Annotated in this window: 22 protein-coding genes and 1 tRNA gene; 11 read left to right on the top strand and 12 right to left on the bottom strand. The window is 43.1% G+C overall.

The window, feature by feature from the left end:
• Positions 1–422 precede the first annotated feature (422 nt).
• Both QW087_05825 and QW087_05820 read right to left on the bottom strand, forming a co-directional pair.
• Positions 423–710 (bottom strand): hypothetical protein, encoded by a 288-nt coding sequence (locus tag QW087_05825; protein ID MEM2944239.1) that lies wholly within the window; start codon positions 708–710, stop codon positions 423–425.
• Entirely contained in the window at positions 691–1,260 is a 570-nt protein-coding gene (locus QW087_05820; protein ID MEM2944238.1) for an AAA family ATPase, read from the bottom strand. The genes QW087_05825 and QW087_05820 overlap by 20 nt, the downstream gene beginning before the upstream one ends.
• A gap of 471 nt (positions 1,261–1,731) precedes the next feature.
• Between QW087_05820 and QW087_05815 the strand changes: the two genes are divergently transcribed.
• Positions 1,732–2,130, top strand: coding sequence for a roadblock/LC7 domain-containing protein (locus QW087_05815; GenBank protein MEM2944237.1), 399 nt, complete (start codon positions 1,732–1,734; stop codon positions 2,128–2,130).
• A 1-nt stretch (position 2,131) separates the two neighbouring features.
• On the opposite strand, the gene pyrI is transcribed toward QW087_05815, so the two are convergent.
• From pyrI to QW087_05800, 3 genes are all read right to left on the bottom strand, one after another.
• Positions 2,132–2,590 carry an aspartate carbamoyltransferase regulatory subunit gene (pyrI, locus tag QW087_05810; GenBank protein ID MEM2944236.1) on the bottom strand — a complete coding sequence of 153 codons (459 nt, stop codon included), beginning with the start codon at positions 2,588–2,590 and terminating at the stop codon, positions 2,132–2,134.
• Complete coding sequence (gene pyrB, locus QW087_05805; protein MEM2944235.1) at positions 2,577–3,521, bottom strand: aspartate carbamoyltransferase; 945 nt, start codon at positions 3,519–3,521, stop codon at positions 2,577–2,579. Before pyrB ends, pyrI begins: the two co-directional genes overlap by 14 nt.
• Before the next feature lie 100 nt (positions 3,522–3,621).
• Positions 3,622–3,972, bottom strand: coding sequence for a helix-turn-helix domain-containing protein (locus QW087_05800; protein ID MEM2944234.1), 351 nt, complete (start codon positions 3,970–3,972; stop codon positions 3,622–3,624).
• A 100-nt stretch (positions 3,973–4,072) separates the two neighbouring features.
• Between QW087_05800 and QW087_05795 the strand changes: the two genes are divergently transcribed.
• The 7 genes from QW087_05795 (at position 4,073) to arcS (ending at position 8,052) form a co-directional block, all read left to right on the top strand.
• On the top strand, positions 4,073–4,297 hold the full coding sequence (locus QW087_05795; GenBank protein MEM2944233.1) for a sulfurtransferase TusA family protein: 225 nt from the start codon (positions 4,073–4,075) through the stop codon (positions 4,295–4,297).
• A gap of 10 nt (positions 4,298–4,307) precedes the next feature.
• Positions 4,308–4,667 carry a DsrE family protein gene (locus tag QW087_05790; GenBank protein MEM2944232.1) on the top strand — a complete coding sequence of 120 codons (360 nt, stop codon included), beginning with the start codon at positions 4,308–4,310 and terminating at the stop codon, positions 4,665–4,667.
• Positions 4,668–4,672: 5 nt separating this feature from the next.
• Positions 4,673–5,113 (top strand): DsrE/DsrF/DrsH-like family protein, encoded by a 441-nt coding sequence (locus QW087_05785; GenBank protein ID MEM2944231.1) that lies wholly within the window; start codon positions 4,673–4,675, stop codon positions 5,111–5,113.
• A 28-nt stretch (positions 5,114–5,141) separates the two neighbouring features.
• Positions 5,142–5,423 carry a sulfurtransferase complex subunit TusB gene (tusB, locus tag QW087_05780; GenBank protein MEM2944230.1) on the top strand — a complete coding sequence of 94 codons (282 nt, stop codon included), beginning with the start codon at positions 5,142–5,144 and terminating at the stop codon, positions 5,421–5,423.
• 15 nt (positions 5,424–5,438) lie between these two features.
• Positions 5,439–5,798 carry a DsrE family protein gene (locus QW087_05775; protein MEM2944229.1) on the top strand — a complete coding sequence of 120 codons (360 nt, stop codon included), beginning with the start codon at positions 5,439–5,441 and terminating at the stop codon, positions 5,796–5,798.
• A 5-nt stretch (positions 5,799–5,803) separates the two neighbouring features.
• Complete coding sequence (locus QW087_05770; protein MEM2944228.1) at positions 5,804–6,163, top strand: DsrE family protein; 360 nt, start codon at positions 5,804–5,806, stop codon at positions 6,161–6,163.
• A 119-nt stretch (positions 6,164–6,282) separates the two neighbouring features.
• The gene (arcS, locus tag QW087_05765) at positions 6,283–8,052 is read left to right on the top strand and encodes an archaeosine synthase subunit alpha (protein MEM2944227.1); all 1,770 of its coding nucleotides are present in this window, start codon (positions 6,283–6,285) and stop codon (positions 8,050–8,052) included.
• 422 nt (positions 8,053–8,474) lie between these two features.
• Here the strand turns inward: arcS and QW087_05760 are convergent.
• Positions 8,475–8,572, bottom strand: a tRNA-Gly gene (locus QW087_05760).
• Between the two features lie 220 nt (positions 8,573–8,792).
• Positions 8,793–9,050, bottom strand: a complete 258-nt coding sequence (locus tag QW087_05755; protein MEM2944226.1) for a hypothetical protein — start codon at positions 9,048–9,050, stop codon at positions 8,793–8,795.
• A 258-nt stretch (positions 9,051–9,308) separates the two neighbouring features.
• On the opposite strand from QW087_05755, the gene QW087_05750 reads away from it, so the two are divergent.
• The gene (locus tag QW087_05750; GenBank protein MEM2944225.1) at positions 9,309–13,598 is read left to right on the top strand and encodes a tetratricopeptide repeat protein; all 4,290 of its coding nucleotides are present in this window, start codon (positions 9,309–9,311) and stop codon (positions 13,596–13,598) included.
• 18 nt (positions 13,599–13,616) lie between these two features.
• On the opposite strand, the gene truD is transcribed toward QW087_05750, so the two are convergent.
• The 5 genes from truD to QW087_05725 all read right to left on the bottom strand — a co-directional run bounded on the left by truD (position 13,617) and on the right by QW087_05725 (position 19,147).
• Positions 13,617–14,921 carry a tRNA pseudouridine(13) synthase TruD gene (gene truD, locus QW087_05745; GenBank protein ID MEM2944224.1) on the bottom strand — a complete coding sequence of 435 codons (1,305 nt, stop codon included), beginning with the start codon at positions 14,919–14,921 and terminating at the stop codon, positions 13,617–13,619.
• Positions 14,922–14,925: 4 nt separating this feature from the next.
• Positions 14,926–15,201, bottom strand: a complete 276-nt coding sequence (locus QW087_05740) for an RpoL/Rpb11 RNA polymerase subunit family protein (protein MEM2944223.1) — start codon at positions 15,199–15,201, stop codon at positions 14,926–14,928.
• Between the two features lie 46 nt (positions 15,202–15,247).
• Positions 15,248–17,011, bottom strand: coding sequence for an ATP-dependent DNA ligase (locus tag QW087_05735; GenBank protein ID MEM2944222.1), 1,764 nt, complete (start codon positions 17,009–17,011; stop codon positions 15,248–15,250).
• Between the two features lie 111 nt (positions 17,012–17,122).
• Positions 17,123–18,745, bottom strand: a complete 1,623-nt coding sequence (locus tag QW087_05730) for a helicase-related protein (protein MEM2944221.1) — start codon at positions 18,743–18,745, stop codon at positions 17,123–17,125.
• Positions 18,746–18,826: 81 nt separating this feature from the next.
• Positions 18,827–19,147, bottom strand: a complete 321-nt coding sequence (locus QW087_05725) for an iron-sulfur cluster assembly accessory protein (GenBank protein MEM2944220.1) — start codon at positions 19,145–19,147, stop codon at positions 18,827–18,829.
• Positions 19,148–19,318: 171 nt separating this feature from the next.
• On the opposite strand from QW087_05725, the gene QW087_05720 reads away from it, so the two are divergent.
• Together QW087_05720 and QW087_05715 are read left to right on the top strand one after the other, a co-directional pair.
• Entirely contained in the window at positions 19,319–19,855 is a 537-nt protein-coding gene (locus QW087_05720; GenBank protein ID MEM2944219.1) for a GNAT family N-acetyltransferase, read from the top strand.
• Positions 19,836–20,693 (top strand): DUF2099 family protein, encoded by an 858-nt coding sequence (locus QW087_05715; protein ID MEM2944218.1) that lies wholly within the window; start codon positions 19,836–19,838, stop codon positions 20,691–20,693. The genes QW087_05720 and QW087_05715 overlap by 20 nt, the downstream gene beginning before the upstream one ends.
• Positions 20,694–20,745: the final 52 nt, after the last annotated feature.

Raw genomic sequence — 20,745 nt, 5'->3', positions numbered from 1 at the left:
GTTACAATTATGTGTTTGAATAATTCAAGACATCTGTGAATCTTAAGCAATAACTCTAGAAGGAAAAATAGCATGAGGTTTTTTGTTGATCAAAGCCATTGAAATGAGGTATTTCGAGTCAATATGGATGCAAGAAGCTTCTTAATAAAATCAAACTAGACAATGGTTTTTAACTGCCTCAATTGAAAGAATTGATCTAATGGAATTACGCCATCGATAGGCCACACAATATGTATAAGACATTGAAACAATCCTACGTTAATTGGGGGTTATCCTTGTTGAATAATTATGCAAACATGAAAACCATATATCAGGGTGCGCCAACAGATACTAACAATGAATTGATGAGTTCTAATCTGCACAATATATCATAATGTAATATATTATTTACCATAATATATTTTACTCGTAGTCGCTCTTGATCAATCATTCTCTTCTCTAATTTTACCATCAATCAATGAGAAAACCATATTCGCGATGCTCTCGGCCATGTGTTTGTCAAATGAAGGATGAACTAGCAAACGACCATTCGTGTAAATTGTGACCTCAGTTTTCAAAATGTGTGCGATAAGCATAACACCTTGATTCTCGGTTTCAATCCCATGTTCTTCTAGAATATGGGCTACTTTGCCGAGATCTAGTCTGCACTTCTCTTGGGGTATTATCGAATAAGCGTTGCCTGCGCATAATTTAACAGCCTTGATTTTCATATCCATTGATCTCTTTTAACAGCTTTCGAACCTGCTCTTTAAACTCTTCTAAGGAACCCTCGTTAACGATCATGTAATCGGCAAGAGCAATGAGGTTCCCGAGTCCCCACCCCAATTCTCTTGAATCTCTCTCTTTGAACTCTTCAAAGTTTGTTGGCGCATCTGAACGGTTCCGTCTTCTCAAACGCTCGTACCGTGTTTTTGCCGAAGAATGTATAGCTACCACTACAGCGTCATCATCGAATGCATTTTTGAATACCATCAGCTCCTTTTCGCCGCGGCATCCATCTATAACGGTCCTCTTGCTCTTTATCAGCGGAATTGTGCGCTTTGCCCATATATCATAACCCAACCTCACTCTTTCTGAATGGGCAAACCCTCCAATGCCCTGATCATCGAGAGGTATTTGTTTCTTTACAGCCTCAATCCTAACCACATCCCCCATTCTCACCACATCATACCCAAGCTCTCTTGAGACTTTTACGAATTCTTCTTTACCCGCACCTGGCATTCCTGTTACGATGATTATTTTCACATTTTCACCGCTCACTTTTAGGTTTCCTTCATACTTTACCTTTTATATTTGTTAGTTGCGATGGAACATGAAAAGACTAAGTACGGAAAGCAGGAGATCAGAACAAGATGCAGTCGAGAAAGACTGTCGAATAAACAATATCTGATTAATTGGATACTTATCCCATTGATCATGTTTATGAAAAATCTATCCAGGACTGAGATTACGAATAGCTATATGTTGACTTTAAATCAATATCGAAAGTTCAAACGGAAAATTCTCTACTTCCAGATGCTGCATCGAGTACCGAGTATAATATAATAATCGATAACTTCCAAATTTGCAGCGAGAATCAATGAACACACATATCTCGCTATCCCATTTGACAGCGAAGTAGTGTTTCATCCGAGCTTGAATCGTAATCACAAATAATTAAATGAATAATCCGCCATTCTTATATTGTTTGAAGTCTGGAATCTATGATTGAACGATCAAAAGTTCGTCCAGGTGGTTTCCTTGACTACTGGTGGATCATTGGAAGAGGTATTTGATAATATTGTGCGGGAGGAAATCGCAGAATCGCCTTATATTGAGAATGTTTTCCTCATATCCAAAACCGGCTTGATGATAGCGGGTAAGAGCCGCGCTTCAAGTTATTCAGAAACCTTCTCTGCTATGGCCGCGGTTATGTATTCCTCAGCTGAATCAGCGAGATCGGTCAACTCTAAAGAAAAACTCGATTATCTCAAAGTAGTTTTTGAGAATACAAAGATCTTCATAAAAGAGCTCAATGCAGCTTTACTCCTCGTAGCTATTGTTAATCGTGAGGTAGATGATCTGAAAGCAATTAATGATATGCAAAAGATCATGATACGTATTAAGGAAAATTTCGTCTGGTTGAGATAGTTCAAATAATGTGATCCGAAATGTTCTCGAGAATTCTATCACAGTAAATGCAGCGGAGTATCGGTGGATCTTTACATTCCACAGCGAATTCTGGCTCAACAGGTTCAGAGAGATTTGTTATACAATTGGGATTACCACATCTCACGATCCCCCTTACAACATCTGGGAGTTTAACCTTGTATTTCTCTGCTACATTGAAATCCCTTATTATGTTGATCGTGGCCCTCGGAGAAATAAGTGCAATCTTGTCTACTTCACTTGGATCGAGCTCTCTGTCCTCAACCTTCACAACGTCTTTCCAGCCTGCCTTTTTTGAGGGCACGTGCATGAGCACACTCACAGTCGAATGTATTTTCTCACCGTCAACACCGATGATCCTCAGTACCTTCAGCGCCATTCCACATTCTATATGATCGATTACAGTTCCATTTCTTATTGGAGTCACCCTAAAGTCCTTCATCTAAATTACCTCCCAGTAGCAGAATAAGAATTGCCATCCTTATGGGGACGCCATTGAATGCTTGATGGAAATATCTTGCATGGGCAGTGTTGTCGACCTCAGGAGCTATCTCATCAACGCGCGGCAAAGGATGCATGATGATAAGATCCTTTTTTGCTTCTCTTAAAACCGATTTATCAATTCTGTAAGAACCAGCAACTTTGAGATACTCGCTAGGATCTGGAAAACGTTCGCGCTGAATTCTTGTAACGTAGAGGACATCTGCTACAGGGATAACCTCCTCTAGTTTTGACGTGACCTTTGGCCTCTGGCCAAGGCGCTCTACTTCTTTGAGCGTCTCCTTTGGCATCTGAAGATTGTGAGGGGCTACAAAGTAGAGGTTTGCGCCAAAAAGTGCAAGTGCCTCTGCAAGAGAATGAGCAGTCCTTCCATATTTCAGATCGCCCACAAGTACAACATTCATGCCCTCGATTCTACCCTTTTCTCTCCTGATCGTGAAAAGGTCAAGAATGGTCTGTGTGGGATGTTGCCCAGCTCCGTCTCCGCCGTTGATAACAGGTTTCGATGAAAAGTGCGCTGCCAATCTCGCGGCACCCTCATGCGGATGCCGTAATACAATGATATCCGCATAGGACTCTACCATGCGGATTGTATCAGCAAGGGTCTCTCCCTTCGCCACAGAGGTCATCATCGGAAATGAGACATCGAGTACACTTCCTCCCAACCTTACCATGGCGCTCTCAAATGAGAGTCTCGTTCGCGTGGAAGGCTCAAAGAACAAATTGGCAAGAATGCGTCCTTCCAGAGCTCTTGTTCTCTTCTCACCTTTTGCATATGGAATTAATTTTTCTGCAAGGTTCATAATCTCTTCAATGCCTTCTTTTGACAGATCCCTTATCGAAACAATGTCAGAATTCCTAAAGGAACTCATATTCTCATTTCAGAATAATCAGGATTCCTATATTACAGCTTCGCCATAGCTCCGATTTGGTGGAGATTGCGTAAGGGAATCGCAGAGAATTCCAGCGTTCTCAATCAAATTTTGAAATCGCGTCTAGTATCTGAGAGTACCAACTATTGACACACTCTTCCAGTTTCCTTTTTAATTCCTTACGGTCGATTGCTGTGTACAGATGATAATACCCACCTCTTTCAATCGCCTTGGTCTCTCTATAGCACATTCCACATGCGACGAGTTTTTGCAAAGCTCTATAAACCGTGCTTCTTTCCTTTCCAAGGGCGGCCGCTAAGCTGTTGGCATTCGAGGCACCTTGTTCTGATAATTTCTTATAAACTAATAATTCAAAGTCGTTGAGGTTGAAGGCACACTTAATGACATCCTGGCAACTTGATGCTTTTGTCAGAATTTTTTCTGGGATCATATCCATTCTCGACCTTTGTTGGAAAAGTTTATAAGCAATGGGTTATATATACTTGTTGCACAACCGTGCAAAACCGGTGATCTATTATGGAGGACCACATATGAAAACCGAGGTATTAGACTGTAGGGGACTCATGTGCCCGATGCCGATTGTTAAGCTGGCGAAGAAAATAAAAGAAGTAGAGTCTGGAACAATCATTGAATTGGTTGCCGATGACGTCGGGTCAAAGGAAGATGTGCCTGCTTGGTGTAAGAGAACTGGTAACGAGCTTATCGATATGAAAGAGGAGAATGGAGTTTACAAATATTTAATCAAGAAGAAATGAGGTGATTTGGTTGGAAAAATTGTTGATTATTGCGACACACGCCGAGGACAACCCTGAGAAGGCGACACTTGCCTTCGTTGTTGCCGTCACGGCCGTTGCCTCGGAAATGCAGCCAGTTGTTGCATTGCAGTCAATGGGAGTTTATCTTGCAAAGAAGGGATACGCAAAGATGGTCTGCGAGTCTAGCTTTCCGCCAATCGATGAACTGATCGATTCCTACTTAAGCAGCGGTGGCAGACTCTTAGTATGTTCTCCGTGCATGAAAAAACGTGGAATAGCACCAGAGGATTTAATTGAAGGAGCTGTCGTCGTAAATGCACCGACTTTAGTTAAGGAAATCAGCGAAGCTAAGGCAGTATTGGTGTATTGATTTGAGTGGAAAAATTTGTAGTGGAGGTGATTAATTTGGCAGATACAAAGAAATTAACGATGGTTGTCTCTGAAAATACATTTGACAAAGCAATGATGTCTGTGATTTTGGCAAGTACGGCGGCAAGTATGGGCATGGAAGTTCATGTTTTTTATACGTTCTTTGGTTTGAATTTGCTGAAGAAGAATGCAGATCCGAAGCTCCCTGGTATCTTCAGACTCTTTACTGGCGTCTTCAAGAAGCGCATGGCAAAAGTGGGTTTACAGGGATTTTCAGATCAACTTAAAATGGCGATTGAGCTAGGTGCAAATATATACGCTTGTAGCACAACAATGGAACTCATGCAAGTAAAACAGGAAGACCTCATAGGCGGAGTTAAGATCCTCGGAGCTGCGGCATTCTTGAACATCGCTGCTGACTCGGACATACAGCTTTTCATAGGATAGTGATGCAATGCGCTCCATTTTGTTTATTATGCTGAAATCACCAGGCGAATATCACTCGCTGGATCATATGAAGAAAATAGCCAGTAATTCAAAGAAAGCCGCGATTCTTTTCGAAGATTCCGTGTATTTTGCAATTGATAAACGACGCAGAGAAGAGCTCCGAGAAATTGTCGATAAGGTCTTCGTTATGCGGGATGATCTCCTTGCTAGAGGAATTGATTTGGGATCTGATCAAGCATACGAAATAATTGACTATCCGAGAGCAGTAGACCTCATAATGGAGGAGTACGACCAGACAATCACAGTGTAGATGGGGGATCATCAGATGTCCAAGGTATTAACAATTCAAATAAGATCTGGAACAATGATGAACATGGATGCAAATGTCATGGTCAAGATCGCTAGAGTGGCGGTTGAAAAAGGTTATCGTGTAAATATTTTCGGATACGGCGAAGGTATAATGACTATCAAGGAAGGTCAGGATCCTAAAAGATTCCCTAATATCGGAAATATTCTCAAAGATCTGGCAAAGAAGGGTGTGACTATTGCCGTTTGCGAAACGTGCTCGGCTGCTCGCGGTGTCAAACGAGGCGAGGAAATCGTGGGCTCGAAGATAGGAAGTCTGACAAATGATCTCTCCAAATTCGTTGCTGAAAGTGACAGAATGATCACACTGGCCAGGTGATAACGATGGCGGATAGCATTCTTGTGTTGGTTACTAAGCCACCTTATGGGACTGAAGACGCATTTGCAGGTCTACGTCTCGCGCTTGCCATGCTCGCGAGCGGTACGGTTGGCAAGACTACCGTGCTGCTGATCGGAGATGGAACTCTGAATGCGGTTGCGTCACAAAAAGCTGAAGCAATCGAAATGCCATCTAACGTCGAGGCTATACAAGATATATTGGATTTTGATGCGCCTGTGTATTGCGTGCATGAGGATCTCGCTGAACGCGTAGGCGAAGTGGCAACGATTGAGGGAGTCAAAATGGTTAATTGGGAGGAGGCGCGCTCGATCCTATCGGAGCACCAGCTTGTTACGACATTCTAGATTTTCGCATGCGTATTAATGCCTCTTCGTGATTTTCTAATTTTTTATAAAATATAGTCTGATAATAATTCTTAACCGGAACAGATTCCTTAAATTGTCATCATGACCATCCCGTCACTATGATTGAAACTATCGAGAGGAGTGGACCAGCAAGGATCGTCAATTGGTCAAGTGATAATCTTTCTTGCGAGTTACCGGAGGTTTTATTTTATGAGTCGAAGGAAGTTGCTGTCCCTGAATATTTTCATCTTATCATAAAATTGGAAGAAGGGAGACGCAAGATCATTGATAATAAATCGGGGACTATTCTTGAACTGCCTCCGCTAGGAAAAATCCAGCCTCCTCTTTCGTGGTTAATGAATCAATTCAATTTTTTCATGGAAATGAATGAAGACGCCGTATCCATACGTGCCCCTCCAGAGAGCTTCAGAAATCTTTGCGGGAAAATCGAAGAATGTGATCAAGAGATCGTCATTTTGGACGGTGCATTCGAAATCAGGAGAAATCCAAGGCAACTCATTAGGTCTCTTTCTCTCTTGAAGGAAATGGCCGGTCCAAACAAGTTGATATATTTGCCAGCCATTATGGAACCAAGCAATTTGGCGCTATTGGTTTATCTTGGTGCCGACCTGTTTGACACTTCTTTTGTAACTTACATGAGTCGGATGGAAATGATATGCCTTCCTGAAGGTAATATACATGCATCGAAAGCTAAGTCATTCATTGGCGAGAGGAATTTCAAATCAATCCTGGAATTCAACTTAAAGTCCATTTGGAGAGAGTTGCAACTCGTCAAGCTTATGATCATGGAGGGAAGAATGAGAGAATTCGTTGAATTTCGAGCGGCTGCCAATGCATCTACAATGTCTGCACTGAGAATTCTTGATCATGAATACTATGAGTACCAAGAAAAATACATGCCAATTTCAGGCTCTAAACTTTCATGCATCACTAAGGAATCGCTTTTCAGACCTGATGTAGTAAGGTATCGACGGCGGCTCACTCAACGATATGAAAAACCATCAACCAAGAAATTTTTACTCTTGCTTCCTTGTTCAGCAAGGAAACCATATTCCCGCTCTAAGACTCATAGAATTCTTGAGAGCGTAATAACAAGCGTTGAGAATTGGAGGGCAATTCATCAGGTAATTGTGACGTCGCCACTCGGTCTTGTGCCAAGAGAACTAGAGTTGTTCTATCCAGCTGCACACTACGACGTGCCTGTAACAGGAAGATGGGATCTGGATGAAAGATCGATTGTCATCGAATTGCTTGATTCGTTGTCATTAGGTAAGTATGAGGTGATTATCTGCCATCTTGATCGCAATATGGATTTCATCACAAAACACGTCGATTGTATTTCAACTTCAAATGGAGAACCGCTTTCCCATGAGTCACTTAGCAATCTGAGAAAGGAACTGCAGAATCTATGCTCATCAGTATCGCATATCACCAAGGAGGAAGACGAGATGGCAGAGATGGAATCAATAGCGAGATTTCAATTCGGAAAGGGAGCTGAGATTCTTCTTCAGGGATGCAGGGTTTTTGGAAAATATCCTTATTTGAAAATTCTCGAGGGGGATGAGCAGGTTGCAATGCTTACCCCTGAACGCGGAATGTATTCTTTGACATTGCACGGTGCGAGAAAAATCATGGCTTTGCGAACCAATTGGGTAGAAATTGAGGAATTTCAATTGCGAGGAAATCTTTTTGCAGCAGGGGTTCGAGACGCAGACAAAACTCTTCGAATTGGGGACGAAGCAATTGTCGTGAGAGGGGAGGACGTTATCGCAGTAGGAACCGCATCAATGAGCGGCGAAGAAATGATCCGCAGCAAGCGAGGGGAAGCCGTAAGGGTTAGGCACATAGCGCAAGAACGCGATGATTGATATCAGCATAGTGAAGACATCTTTTATAACAAGATTCATTAACCTTCTAGAGATGGTCACAGATTATTTTCTCCGAAGCACTTTCGGATAACCCTCTCCGATGCGTACTTAAAACCCCATCCCCTTACAATTTATCGGAGACTTCGGTAGGCTTGTGATGGACACGGAAGTGAAGAACCTTAGCTGGCAGAGAAGTCTGTGAGAGATGTTGAAAGTCTCGCAATCTTTTGTTCTTGATCACGATGAAATCGAACCATCCCTCAGTGGGGGAGAAAGGCCTCCTTCCCCCACTGCTCATATTTATCAATGAATTCTTTACGGATAGAATAATATTAGCTGTTAATTGTAAAATCACACTGCCATTCTTCTTGGAAAGCCTATCAGAAAATTCCCCGATTTCTTGAGATTCAAGACTTTATGAGTGCAGGTGCCGGGATTTGAACCCGGGCCGTTGGCTTTCTACAGCCAGAAATTCTGGCTATGGAAGGCCAAAATCCTAACCAGACTAGATCACACCTGCAACTGCTCCGCGTGGTTATATGCATTTCTCCTTAACAACGATCGATTTTAAATCTTTAACGGTTTCCTTCTGGCCAGCCAGTGAATACAATCTATGGGAGTCTTCTGTACGTTTTCAAATCATTGAGAATTAGATTTCAACAATCTTCTTCAAAAAGGGTACATTATTGATGGTGATGCATTGATTTGAAGGGGTGATGTTATCACCCCTTCGCAGGAGATCATGGCGTGGCGAGGATGGCATCTTCAAAGTTAAGTTCTTCGATTGAGCGGTTTTCTATAGCATGTTCCTTTGTGAAGATCGCCTCTGCGAAAGGAAGTAATTCATCGATGAATTTCCAGATGTCATCTGCATCTTCACCCGCTTCCTCGATTCCTCTTGCAATCCTTTTGAGGTCTCCTATCGTATGTTTTTGCATCCAGTCAACGACGAACGGATCAAATTCCAGCGCCAAATTCTTCTCACGATCTTCATTCAAGTGCGCATCCCATCCCTTAAGTTATTTGTTTGCTGTCTGACGATAGTCAGACAAATTATAACATATTGTCTCACATATTTAAAGATTATCCTAGAAAGATGATACACTTCGATCATGGATGCATGCGCTAAAAATTCTGCGAAATCTTTCGCCTATGATACCGGAATTGATTTCTTGCAAATTTTTGCATTTAGTTGCTTTTCACTGGTAAAAAGCTTTTTGAAGTCAGATAGTTATTAATGTAACGCTGGTGATGGGATGGGATACTTTCAGTCTTTCTTCGACCCTGAATTGAAAGTGTTGAAAAGAGCAAAGAAGTTTATCGAAGATGCTGACCTTCAAATCACGAATAACAATATAGAAATAGCCAAATCAAACTTGCACAGGGCAAGAGACTTACTCGTCGATCAACTGCCAAATGTGAAAAAAAACACAAAGGAATTCTCGTTAACTTTGGTGTTATTAGCTGATCACTACAATCAACTCGGCATTCCTGATGAGGCTGTGAAAATTGCTGATAGAGCATCTTCGCTGTCACCTGGGCTTGCAGAACCACATATTGCCAAAGCTGAATCGCTTGCCGCCATAGGATCTACGGAAGAAGCCATTGCAGTTCTCGATAAATTCCTGCTCGCATATCCTGAAAATGAAGCAGTATTGATCGAAAAAGCCAAGCTTCTTGAGAAAGCTGGTCTGATGTCTGACGCGATCCAGTGCTACAAAAGGGTTGTTGAGAACAATCCAAATGATGTTCAACAATACGATGTCCTCATCGAGAAAGATGCCAATAAAACCCTATGGATAAGGAAAAAAGGAGAAGCGCTTATTAGAACTGGCAAGACGGAAGACGCACTGAAGCTTTTCGAAGACGCGCTTGCACTTTCACCTGGTGAATTGGATACCCTCATTGCGAAAGGAAATGCTCTTGTAATTCTTAAGCGGCACGAGGAGGCCGTTAAGGTTTATGAAGAAGCTTTACTCAAGGATCCCAGAAATTTCACGGCGCATCTGAACAAAGCAAGAGCACACAGAGAAAGGGGCGAAATGGAAGATTCATTGAAGCATTATAGAGAAGCGCTCAGATCAAATCCAACTCATAAGGGTACCTGGTTCGAAGTTGGGGCAATGCTAGCACAACTGGATAAATATGAGGAGGCACTAAAATCATATGACCGGGTCTTAGAAATCGATGCAAATGATATTACAGCACTGGAAGAGAAGTGTAACATTCTGAAGAAGCTAGGCAGACATTCTGAAATTATAGCTTGTTGCGATAAATTGATCGAGGCAAAACCAGATGAAATTCGATGGCTTGCTGCCAAGGCCGACGCTCAAATGGGATTGGGAAAAGTCGAAGAGGCGCTCACAACGATTGAAACGTCGCTAGGACACTTTCCAAAAAACCTGGAGCTTATGGCTCGTAAAAGAATCGCATTCTATGCACTAAATAAGTATGATGAACTTACGGTTGTTTGCAACGAAATTCTAAGACTCGATCCTGATAATGTCGAAGCTCTGCACGATCTGGGGTTCGCACTCTATAAAACGGGGCGTTTCGCTGAAGCAGTGAAAGTTCTTGAAAAGGCAGGAAAACTCCAGCCAGACAAGGAAAGTACCTTCGTTATTTTGAAGGAATGCTATAAGAGGTTAGGAAGAGACAAGGAAGTTCTTGAAGCGTCTTCTAATATAATCAAAATCAATCCAAAAAATAAGGCCGCTCTTATCGACAAGGCTATTGCCCTCGATAGGCTTAATAAGAAAATCGATGCCATTGAAATATATAAGAAAGTTCTGGAGATAGATCCATCCGATGAGGAAGCGCTTAAGAATATTTCAATCGATTTTCTTGCACTGAAGAGGTTTGAAGATGCGCTCGAATGGTCGTCTTCCGCACTCGCCTATTATCCGAAAAATGCAATCCTTTGGCGTGTCAGAGGAGACAGTCTTTTTGCACTTAAGAGATTTGAAGATGCGACGGAGGCATTTGCAAAAGGTGTAGAAATCGAGCCAGATAATAGCAAGCTTTGGTATTCGAGAGGACTTTCGCTCGAAAGTGCCAGGAGATTCGAAGAAGCACTTGCTTGTTATGAAAAGGCGCTTTCTCTCGATCCGAACGACAAGAATACATGGATAAGCAAGGGCGTAACTCTTGAATGGCTCGAGAGGTATTCAGAAGCGCTTGCATCGTACGATGTTGCCGTTGAGATGGACAAGGATAATAGATTTGTGCATATCAGGAGGGGTTATGTGCTTTCGAAGCTCGGCAGACACGACGAAGCCGTGGCAGCCTTCGATCGAGCGCTTGACATCATGCCAAAGGATGTCGAAACACTGGATGCAAAAAAACACTCTTTGAAGGCACTGGGCAATTTCAGGGAGATTATTGATACATGCGATCTGATTATCAAATTGGATTCAAAGAATAGGAATGCCTGGCTTGATAGGGGCATTGCTGCGCACAAAATTGGAAATCTCGATGAAGCGATTAGGTCATTCGATAGGGCACTTGAGATTGATCCTTACGATTCAGTGGTGCTCGAACATAAGAAGGCTGCAGTGGTAGAGACAGGCGACGCAAATGAAATCATAAAAGTTACAAACAGAATACTTCAGGTTAATCCTAAAAACAAGCTCGCATGGATTGACAGGGGGAACGCGCTTGAGAAAATTGGTCGCCTAGAAGAAGCGGCAGAAAGTTATGACAGAGCAATTCAAATCGACCGCACTGATAAGATCCCCTTTTACCACAAAGGTCTTGTGCTCACCGAACTCGGTCGATATAGAGAAGCAGTAGAGGCTTTTGATCACGCCTATAGGCTTGATCCAAGCGATCCATATGCACTTGACAATAAGGGCAGGGCGCTGCTCTTAATGCACAATTTTGTGGACGCTTTGAAGGCATTTGAACAATGCACGAAGATTTCACCGACGATATCCCAGTTTCATACAGATAGAGGCCGGGCGCTTGCATCTCTTGATAGAATAGGAGAAGCTGTTGAGGCATTTGACCGTGCTATTCAGCTCGATCCGTCGGATGCACAGGCTTGGAAGTACAAGGCAGGTGTCTTATTCAAAATGGGGGAGTATGAGGAAGCCGCTGCCTGCTATGGCAAAGCGATAGAGCTCGGCGTTGAAGATGCGGCAGTTTATAGATTCAGAGGTAAGGCTTTGGAGAAATTGGGGCGGTTTGAGGAGGCGCTTGAGAGTTATAAGAAATCAATAGCGATCGATGCTGGTGAACCTTCTGTGTGGCTGAATCTTGCAAATATACAATTCAAACTAGGGGATCTCGAAAGCACAGTGGCAAGTATTGAGCGATCACTTGAGCTCGACTCAAATAACAAGGACGCATGGCTAATAAGAGCTGAGGCCATGCGAAAATCTGACAATTTCGACGAAGCTGTTCGATCGTACGATAAAGTTATCGGTCTCGATCCAAAGGAGAAGGCGGCTTGGGCCGGAAAGGGAATGGTCTTGCTACGCCTCAATCGTTACGAGCAAGCGAAGCGTGCGTTCGAAAAGGCGCTCGAGATCGACCGGGATTATTCGCCTGCAATTGATGGCCTGAAATCGGCTGAGGAAATGCTCAAAGAGCAGGAGGTTGCCGCATACGCGGGGAGACTCTTGGAATATGAATATCATGTCGGGAAGAGGGTGACCAGAGAAGACGCTTTTCGTGAAGCTGGAATTCCATTTTCGTATCTTGATGATGTTGTGAAATACCTAGATCGGAAGGAAACGGTCAATGTGAACGCACTCACCGATCAGGAATTTGATGAGTACGAGAGGCTTTCGCGGCTTGTGATTCTTGCCGCTTACCGCAATCCAAATATCGGGCGATACGGAATGCGACTTTGCGACGTATACATGCATCTGCCAGAAAAGAATATTCAAAAGGCAAAGAAGATCATGGCGTATATTGAATCAGTCAACAATATGGACTTTTCATCTGCTAGAGCAGACGAGCGCGCTGAACGGTTCTTAAAGGCTGCTTTGAACTTGCCAGAAGACCAACGATCAGCTTTAGGTCTAATGGAGAATCTCGGGCTCGGGATTTACAATGCGAGAAAGCTCGTGGCGATCATGCGTTCGTTGAGATCGGAAACATATAAGGCGCCAGCTGTAAAAGTCAAGGAATTCCCCGAGGAGCCGCATCTCGTGGACATTGAGAGAAAGGAAAAGCAGAAGTCGCTCGAAACGAAGAGTGAAGTTGCTTATAAGCCCCCAACTCGTGAAGAATATGAAATTCACCGCCGCCCAGGAAAGCAGCAGAAAGAAACTGAAACGGAAGAACTAGAAGACCTCAGGGGTCGCCGATGCCTCTTCCATGGAAATGTCGCGGCCAGCAGATGCTTATCCTGTGGCACCTTGCTCTGTACTGATTGCTTAAGTAAATCGAATTACTGTCCGCGCTGTGGCTCTCCGATTTCGAAAAAGAGCTCGAAGATTGAGGAACCAAGGGAACCTGGTAAACCATCCGATTCCACCAGCGCTGCAAAAGGCAGCAGTGAGGAGGACAAGAGCTCCAGGGACTGGTCAAGACTGTGACGGGCTGCTTATTATATCTCAATAGGCCATCACATCAGTCTTCATGATTTCCCTTAGAAGTGCAGTTGCATAGCAGCCGCGGTGGAGTGCAAACGATATGAAGACTTCGTTATCTTTGACATTATACTCCAGATTCTTGATCGATGCAAGTATCTCTCTTCTACTACCTTTTGAGCTACACTGTGGAGCCTCGGGAACGATAAAATCTTCTTTGCTCACGCCTTCGCTCAGGATTATCTCCTTCTCTATTTCTCCCATTTCACCTTCGGCAAACTCGCTTTCAGATCCGAAAAGCACACCACTAATGAACGCTTTCTTTTCACGGACTTTCCTCTCGACAAGATCTATGTTTTCCCTAGTGACAAGGATATGGCGTTCATGATCCGGCAATCCTCTTTCATCAGCTGGCAGAATGATGTCTCCGATGACTGGTTTGTTAAGGTCCAAACCCCTTTTTATGCGCTCACTAAGGATCCTGTTAAAAAGATACGACTGGTACGCGTGCACAAACATCATCTGAAGATTTGCCGGTAAAGAACGTATTGCTCCAACATAGTCATTTGGATGTTTAACAAGGTGTGCAATTACCGTCCTTTCAAACATGAGTTTTTTTGGAAAGGTCTTCAAAGCTCTTTCAAAATCCCAAGTTTCGTTGAGTTCCCTGCGAACTTCTTTTGTCTGTTCACTTTCATATTCTGTCGGGGATGCCGTGTACGTCAAAACGGCACTTTTGAAATCTCCTTTTATGATATATCTGCCCACGTAATGTGTGACGGGTCGCACTGCACCGAATCGCTGGACACCAAAAAAATTTGGAAAACCGCCTGCCTCGTTGAGAATTGAAATCGTATTATCGAGTAAACGCAGGAGTTCTTCATCGGTGTGTAGGCACTCTCTTATTCTTATTCTGAAAGTGTTCCCGATGAGATCCCCTATCAAAATCGGTTTTCTTGAACGATAGGCATCCGAAATGATTACCTGATGAAGATTGATTGATAACACTGCCTCCAATGGCGCTTCAAATGACATGAGCTGAGTTGTAATAGCCCTTTTATCTTTGGTTCCTGCGAATCCGATTTTATTTCTGCTTATTCTTAACGCTCTTGATAACTGTCTAACGAGCCTATTCATTTCCCAATTCGTTGACGTAACCTTAGCAATTGTATACGCTCCACGATCATCTCTTTCAGGAAAAATAGGAATTTCTTCAACAACGAAATCTTCTGGAAATTTTCTCAGTCGCCCCCCAATTCCTGGGGTTTTCGTAAGAAAAACCTCTATCCCGAGCTCCTTTTCCCTCGGGCCACTTGGGGTGTAGTCCATAATTTCATTTCATTTCCTTTTCGAGTTTTTCCCTGGCTTCTTTAAATTGATTTGCAAGTGATTTCGAAACGCGTTTAAGAGCTGTCTGAGGCTTACCATTCTTGACCTTCACATAAAGGACAGGAAAATCAAGTTCGGGGTGCCCTGCTGTAAATTTGACCTCAGCAACTCCCTCATCCATAAGAAGTTCGCTGACAAGCGGAGAAATTAACGTCATATCAGCGTCCTTGACGCGAACCTTAATGGAATCTTTGTCTTTTTCAATAAGTTCAAGTTCCATGCACCGACCTATCCTCCACGTTTTTATAAATTTTTTGATAGTAACCTCATTCTTCTATCTTCTTCAACTGGCGTTTGTACATATTCAAGAGTTCATCGCTTGTAGTTGCTTCTCTTGCGTTCTTGTCAAACCTCATTCTGCCTGTAAATCTTGGAAATCTGATCGCTAGACCAGCATCCCTTTTAATTTTCGAGTAAGAGCATGTGTGCGTAGGACTCAGCGTAATCTCCGATCCCAGAACTTCAAGTACTACGGCGGGCTCGAACCAGTAATCAGCCTCGAGATTGGACCAGACCCTAGGGTGAATTCCCTGTAATTTATACGGTGCGAGCATCGATGGCAAACCTGCAAGCATATCATCGTCAAATCCGCTTCCAAGTTTGCAGACAGTCTCAAATCGGTCCTCCTTATCATTATAAGTCGCCATGAGTAGTGCCCCGTACGTCCCCTTTCTCCTCCCCCTTCCTGCAAAAGCTCCAACAACGACAAGATCAACAGTGTCTGACATTTCGGATCTGTATTCCTTCTTATATTTGATCCACAAAAAACCACGAGCGCCTGCTCTATATACAGAATCCTCCCCTATCGATTTCGCCATTAGTCCTTCACAACCGTCCTTGAGAGCCTCCTCAAAAAACCGCTCAATCTCATCTACTTTGCTTAGGATTTTTATTTCTGAAAGTTGAACGTTCTCAGACGGCCTTATGCATCTCTCGAGCGCTTTTCGTCTTTCAAGAAAGTTCTTTTCAGTTAGATCAATTCCATCCAAATACAGGCAGTCGAAAAGGAATGTCCTCACAGGGTAATCTTCAATGGCTATAGACAAATCGTATTTTCTTCCCCTCCTGTGCGACACTTCCTGGAAGGGAAGCATCTCTCCCGTATTTATGTCTACTGGAACGCACTCGCCCTCGAGAATTGCATCTTTGGAAACAAACGCCTCCCGAAGAGCGCTCACTACATCTGGAAACTGTTCAGTTAGGTCCTCAAGGCGACGTGAAAAAAGTCTGATCTTTTTTTCGCAATCGATATGTGCCTGAACGCGAACGCCGTCGTATTTGTATTCAAAGGCACACAGGCCACCCATTTTTTCAAGGATTTCTTGCGGCGAGGACAACCGTTCTGCTAGCATAGCTCTTATTGGATTGCCAACAGATACGCTGATTCTCTTCACAGCTTCGATACCTTCTTTACACAACACCTCCCCAACAAGCCCCAGATCAGATGTTATATTGAAAGCCCTTTCGATGGTTTCTCTATCTTCTTTTCTGGCAAAAGCTTGAGAAAGTGCATCCAAAACCGTCATGTCCGCCACGCCGAGCCTCATTTTTCCTGTGACGGTTCTAGCTATGTACTTTGCTTCGACTGGACTTGCATCATGAAGAATATCGGCAAGCATTCTGATTTTCAGATCTTGAGAACCGCTTCCTTGGGCTTCGGCGATTTTTCTGAGATTCTCATACACCCTTTCAAGTGTGAGGGGCTCAGAAAAGAGAGTTTTCTGCTTTTTGCCTTCAAATATCTTGAGGGCAACCACACCAGGATCGCCTTCTTTGATGTAAAGATCCTGGATTGTCTGCTCCTTGATACCTGATGTAAACGCAATTGACTTCAGCAAAAGCTTATCTGCCATACCTAATTTCAATGGATAGAAATCTGGAAATATCTGCCCCTGGGTAAGATAAATTATTCTTTTAAGCAGTCTGCAGTCGGCCTTTGCAAAGAATTCGCTCAAAATGTCAGTCATCTCAAGTCTACTGGTCGTTGCCTCCAGTGCTCCGTAGACCTTGACGAGTTCACTGTATAGCACAATTTCTCAATAAGAATCGAAGTATATTAAGTTATGAATTTTCGCATCTACCCGATCCATTTCCTTAAATTGTGAATAAGCAGATCATCTAAAATTACCAGATTTTTTTAGTCATTTGAAATCTAAAAGCGTTCTTTGCTCTTTGTTTTCCTGACTTTTTTTACGCGTCACAGAATCCTTATCAAGACTTTTTCCCACTTTTTCATCTTGTGTAGTGTTTTCCAGTTCCCTGCTCAACTGAAATAGCCTTCGCCTCATCACCTTCTCTTTTCTCTGGCTTGCAAAGAAATAAGCATCATCTTTAGTGCCGCGGGTTTTCAGAATGACAACTCTTCCAGGTCTTCTACGCCCCGTTCTACCTCTCCGCTGGATGCTCCTGATTTCAGAAGGAACAGGCTCATAGAATACCACCAAGTCTGTTGAGGCAACATCTAATCCCTCTTCTCCAACCGATGTAGCTACAATGACATTAATCTCTCCATTTCTGAATTTCTCCAGAACTTCGACTTGTTCCTTTTGTTTAAGTCCCCTTTCGTCTCCCCTCTCTGCCTGTCCGATGAGCTTTGCCACCCTAGCCCCCTCAATCGAAGAAATCTTGCTAGCGACGAGATCGCATGTGTCTCGGTAATGTGTAAACACTATAACCCGCGACTCCGGATGTGCTATAATCTGATTTGATACGATGCTCATGACCCTTGAGAGTTTTGGATGTTCCATTTTTATTTTTCTTAGGTATTCTTCGATTCTCTCAAATAGTTCCGATTTGACCAATGATTTAGAAGACTTCGAGGCACCTTCGGACATCGCTTCATTCTTCATTCGCTCAAGATAATTTGCAAGCGCTGACATTCCCTGCGTTTCTGCAAGCTCAAGCGCATAATTTATCTTGAGAGCCATCGCCTGCAAACTTAAACCCTTATAAAGTTGGCTTCGTTTTTCCCCTGAATTGAGTCGGCTCTGGATATCATTACCAATCTCCAAGAGGTACTTTTTCGTTACTGGCCTCTTTGGATCGATCAATCCCAGAGATACGAGATCTTGAACGCACGAATCGAACTTTGATCGCAGCAGATCAGCCAACCTCTTCATTTCTTGGGGAATTTCGACTTCTACGATTTGGAGATCGACTTCTTGTACATAAGGCGCTACGTCAGAATCACTTTCAGAACGCACCTCGACCTTCTGTATTCCTAGATTTCGGCATACTTGTTCGATCTTACTCGTACTGCTACCAGGTGAGGCAGTCATCCCCATGACAAGCCGGCCTAGTTCTTTGAATTCCTCCGCAATTTTAACATAAGGATAATTTCCAACGGCTCTGTGAGCTTCGTCAAAGATTATAAGAGATACGTTCTTCAGGCTGATTCTTTCGTATTTCAGATCGTTCGCTATGACCTGAGGGGTTGAAACGACGACGTCGTTTTCAATCCATTGTACCTCACGTTCTGACGGATCGACTTCACCGGTGAGGCACGTGATTTTCTTTTGCAAAAGATTTTCACGGAGGAAAGATGCGTGCTGCTCCACTAAAGGTTTCGTGGGGGCAAGAAATAGAACTTTTCCACCCTTCATTAGTAAAATGTCTGCGATAACTCGTAGTGCTATAACTGTTTTGCCCATTCCAGTAGGAAGAACGATGAGGGTCGAACCACTTAAGCATGCCTTTGATAACTTTGCCTGGTATATTCTATCCTCGATGGCATTCGGTCTAATCAGGGGGTGCTGTACAAACACGCAATCAAATCGGTCAAATAATTAAAGAAAGTTTTGGAAGGGATAATAAAACTGTTAACTTCTTGGTTATCCTGAAACAAATTAGTGGCAACCGCCACCGCAGGAATCGCATCCGTTAATATTTGGGTTGTGAATAATCAAACCGGAACCCTGGGGTGTTTCTATGTAATCGATCTTGCAGCCCTCGAGTAATTCCTGCGTTTCTTCATCGTAATAGAAAGAAAATCCTTCCTGCTTGTCCTCGACATCTCCTTCTTCTTTCTTTTCTTGAAAGGCCATGCCAAATTGGGGTCCTGAGCATCCGATACCAGCAATGTAAATTCTGATGCCATATCCCTTTTTGTCATTCTTCTCGATAAGATCATTTATGAACTTGTTCGCTTCTTCAGTGATGTATACCATATATATTGCACCTTTCAACTTTGACAAACATGCGACTATTTAATACCTTTCCCTTATGGATGATCGATAGTGCTATCGTTGAGACAAGAAGATAAGTGATCAACTGTTCTCCGACATCGATTCGATCAAGGAGAAAGGGTTAAGTTCCTCGATTTATGTTCCGAATTACGCATGATATTTGGGAGATTTCCTCAATTTTCATTTCGAATATGCAAAAACCAGGATCTACCTATTCTTGCAAAAATTAGCAGGGAAAACATGGCACACATTGTCCGATCAGCATGGGGGATCGAGTGGAAGGATGAATTTTTGCTGGACACTCTGCTTGATCACGATGCCTATACTGAAATTTTAGAAATAGATGGAGAAATCGTCGGTTATTTTTGTATCTTCATAGATAAATCAAGAGTCTTTATTGCGTCAATCCAGGTCGCTCGGCATTATCGTCACTGTGGGTGCGGCTCGGCTATGATAAAAAGGATTGAAACCATTGCATCGTGTTCAGGATGTGAGAGAATCGAACTCTGGGTTCAGGTGAATAATGAAAATGCCATTGGTTTCTATGAACACATGGGATTCAAAATTGTGGCCAGGCAAAGGAATAACCTATTGATGAGGAAATATGTCAAACAGCACGGAAGGAGTAAGCTCTTCAAGGGTTCGCTGCAGAATAATGGAAGGATGTTAGATGGGAGAACATTGGCTTGAAATGGCAAAAGCTCTCGTACTCATCAAAGACGGTAATATTACCGTGTTGAGCGACCCATTGATCAAGAAGTGTCCTTTAAGAAAAGAGCTCTATGGATGCGAGATTGAAACTAGAGAATCTGTAGAAATGGTTCTGCGGAAACATATGGAAGAATATGGGATGTACGGTCCTTCTAGAATTCTCGAGTCGAAAGAAAAGCCTGTTTCATTTGGTGCCTCAGAAATTTTAATGGATGGCATGGCTGAAGGTCTCATCGATTCTGCTGTTGTAGTATGTGAAGGTGCTGGCACGGTCATCGTGACAAAACCAGAGATTCTTCAAGCCTTAGGCGCTCATATGACGGGCCTTCTCAAGACTGATCCAATTCCTGAGATAATGACTCAATTGAAGAAAAAGGGCTGCATTGTCGATGAGCGCTGCAGAATTGATCAAGTCCAGGGTTTTATTAAAGCCGTTGAACTCGGATTTCGAAAGATCGCTGTGACGATCACGGGGCAAAAGGCAGAAGATGCGAGAAGGCTAAGAGAGATCGGAGAGACTTCTGGAACCCAGCCAATAATTCTTGCAGTTCACAATACGGGGATAACAGAGGAGCAAGCTTCTTTACTTGGGCATTTTGCAGATATCGTATGGGGGTGTGCCTCAAAAAATGTAAGGGAAATCGTTGGAAGAGAGGCTAAGTTGCAGATTGGTGTCGCCATACCCGTCTTTGCTGTGACATCTATAGGTAAGAAGCTCGTACTTAATCGTGCTTACCATTTTGAAGACAAACTCGTTATTCATCGAGCTAAGTTGCCCTATGAGATTGAAGATCGTAAGCCGGAACCGCTTTTGTGATTATTTGTGATTAATAAAATGGAATAGTATTCCTTGCATTATCTGGATATAT

The organism is Methanomassiliicoccales archaeon (assembly GCA_038850735.1).
GTDB lineage: Archaea > Thermoplasmatota > Thermoplasmata > Methanomassiliicoccales > JACIVX01 > JACIVX01.
The sequence above is the reverse complement of the archived record's forward strand: the minus strand, read 5'-3'. Positions and strand labels throughout refer to the sequence as shown.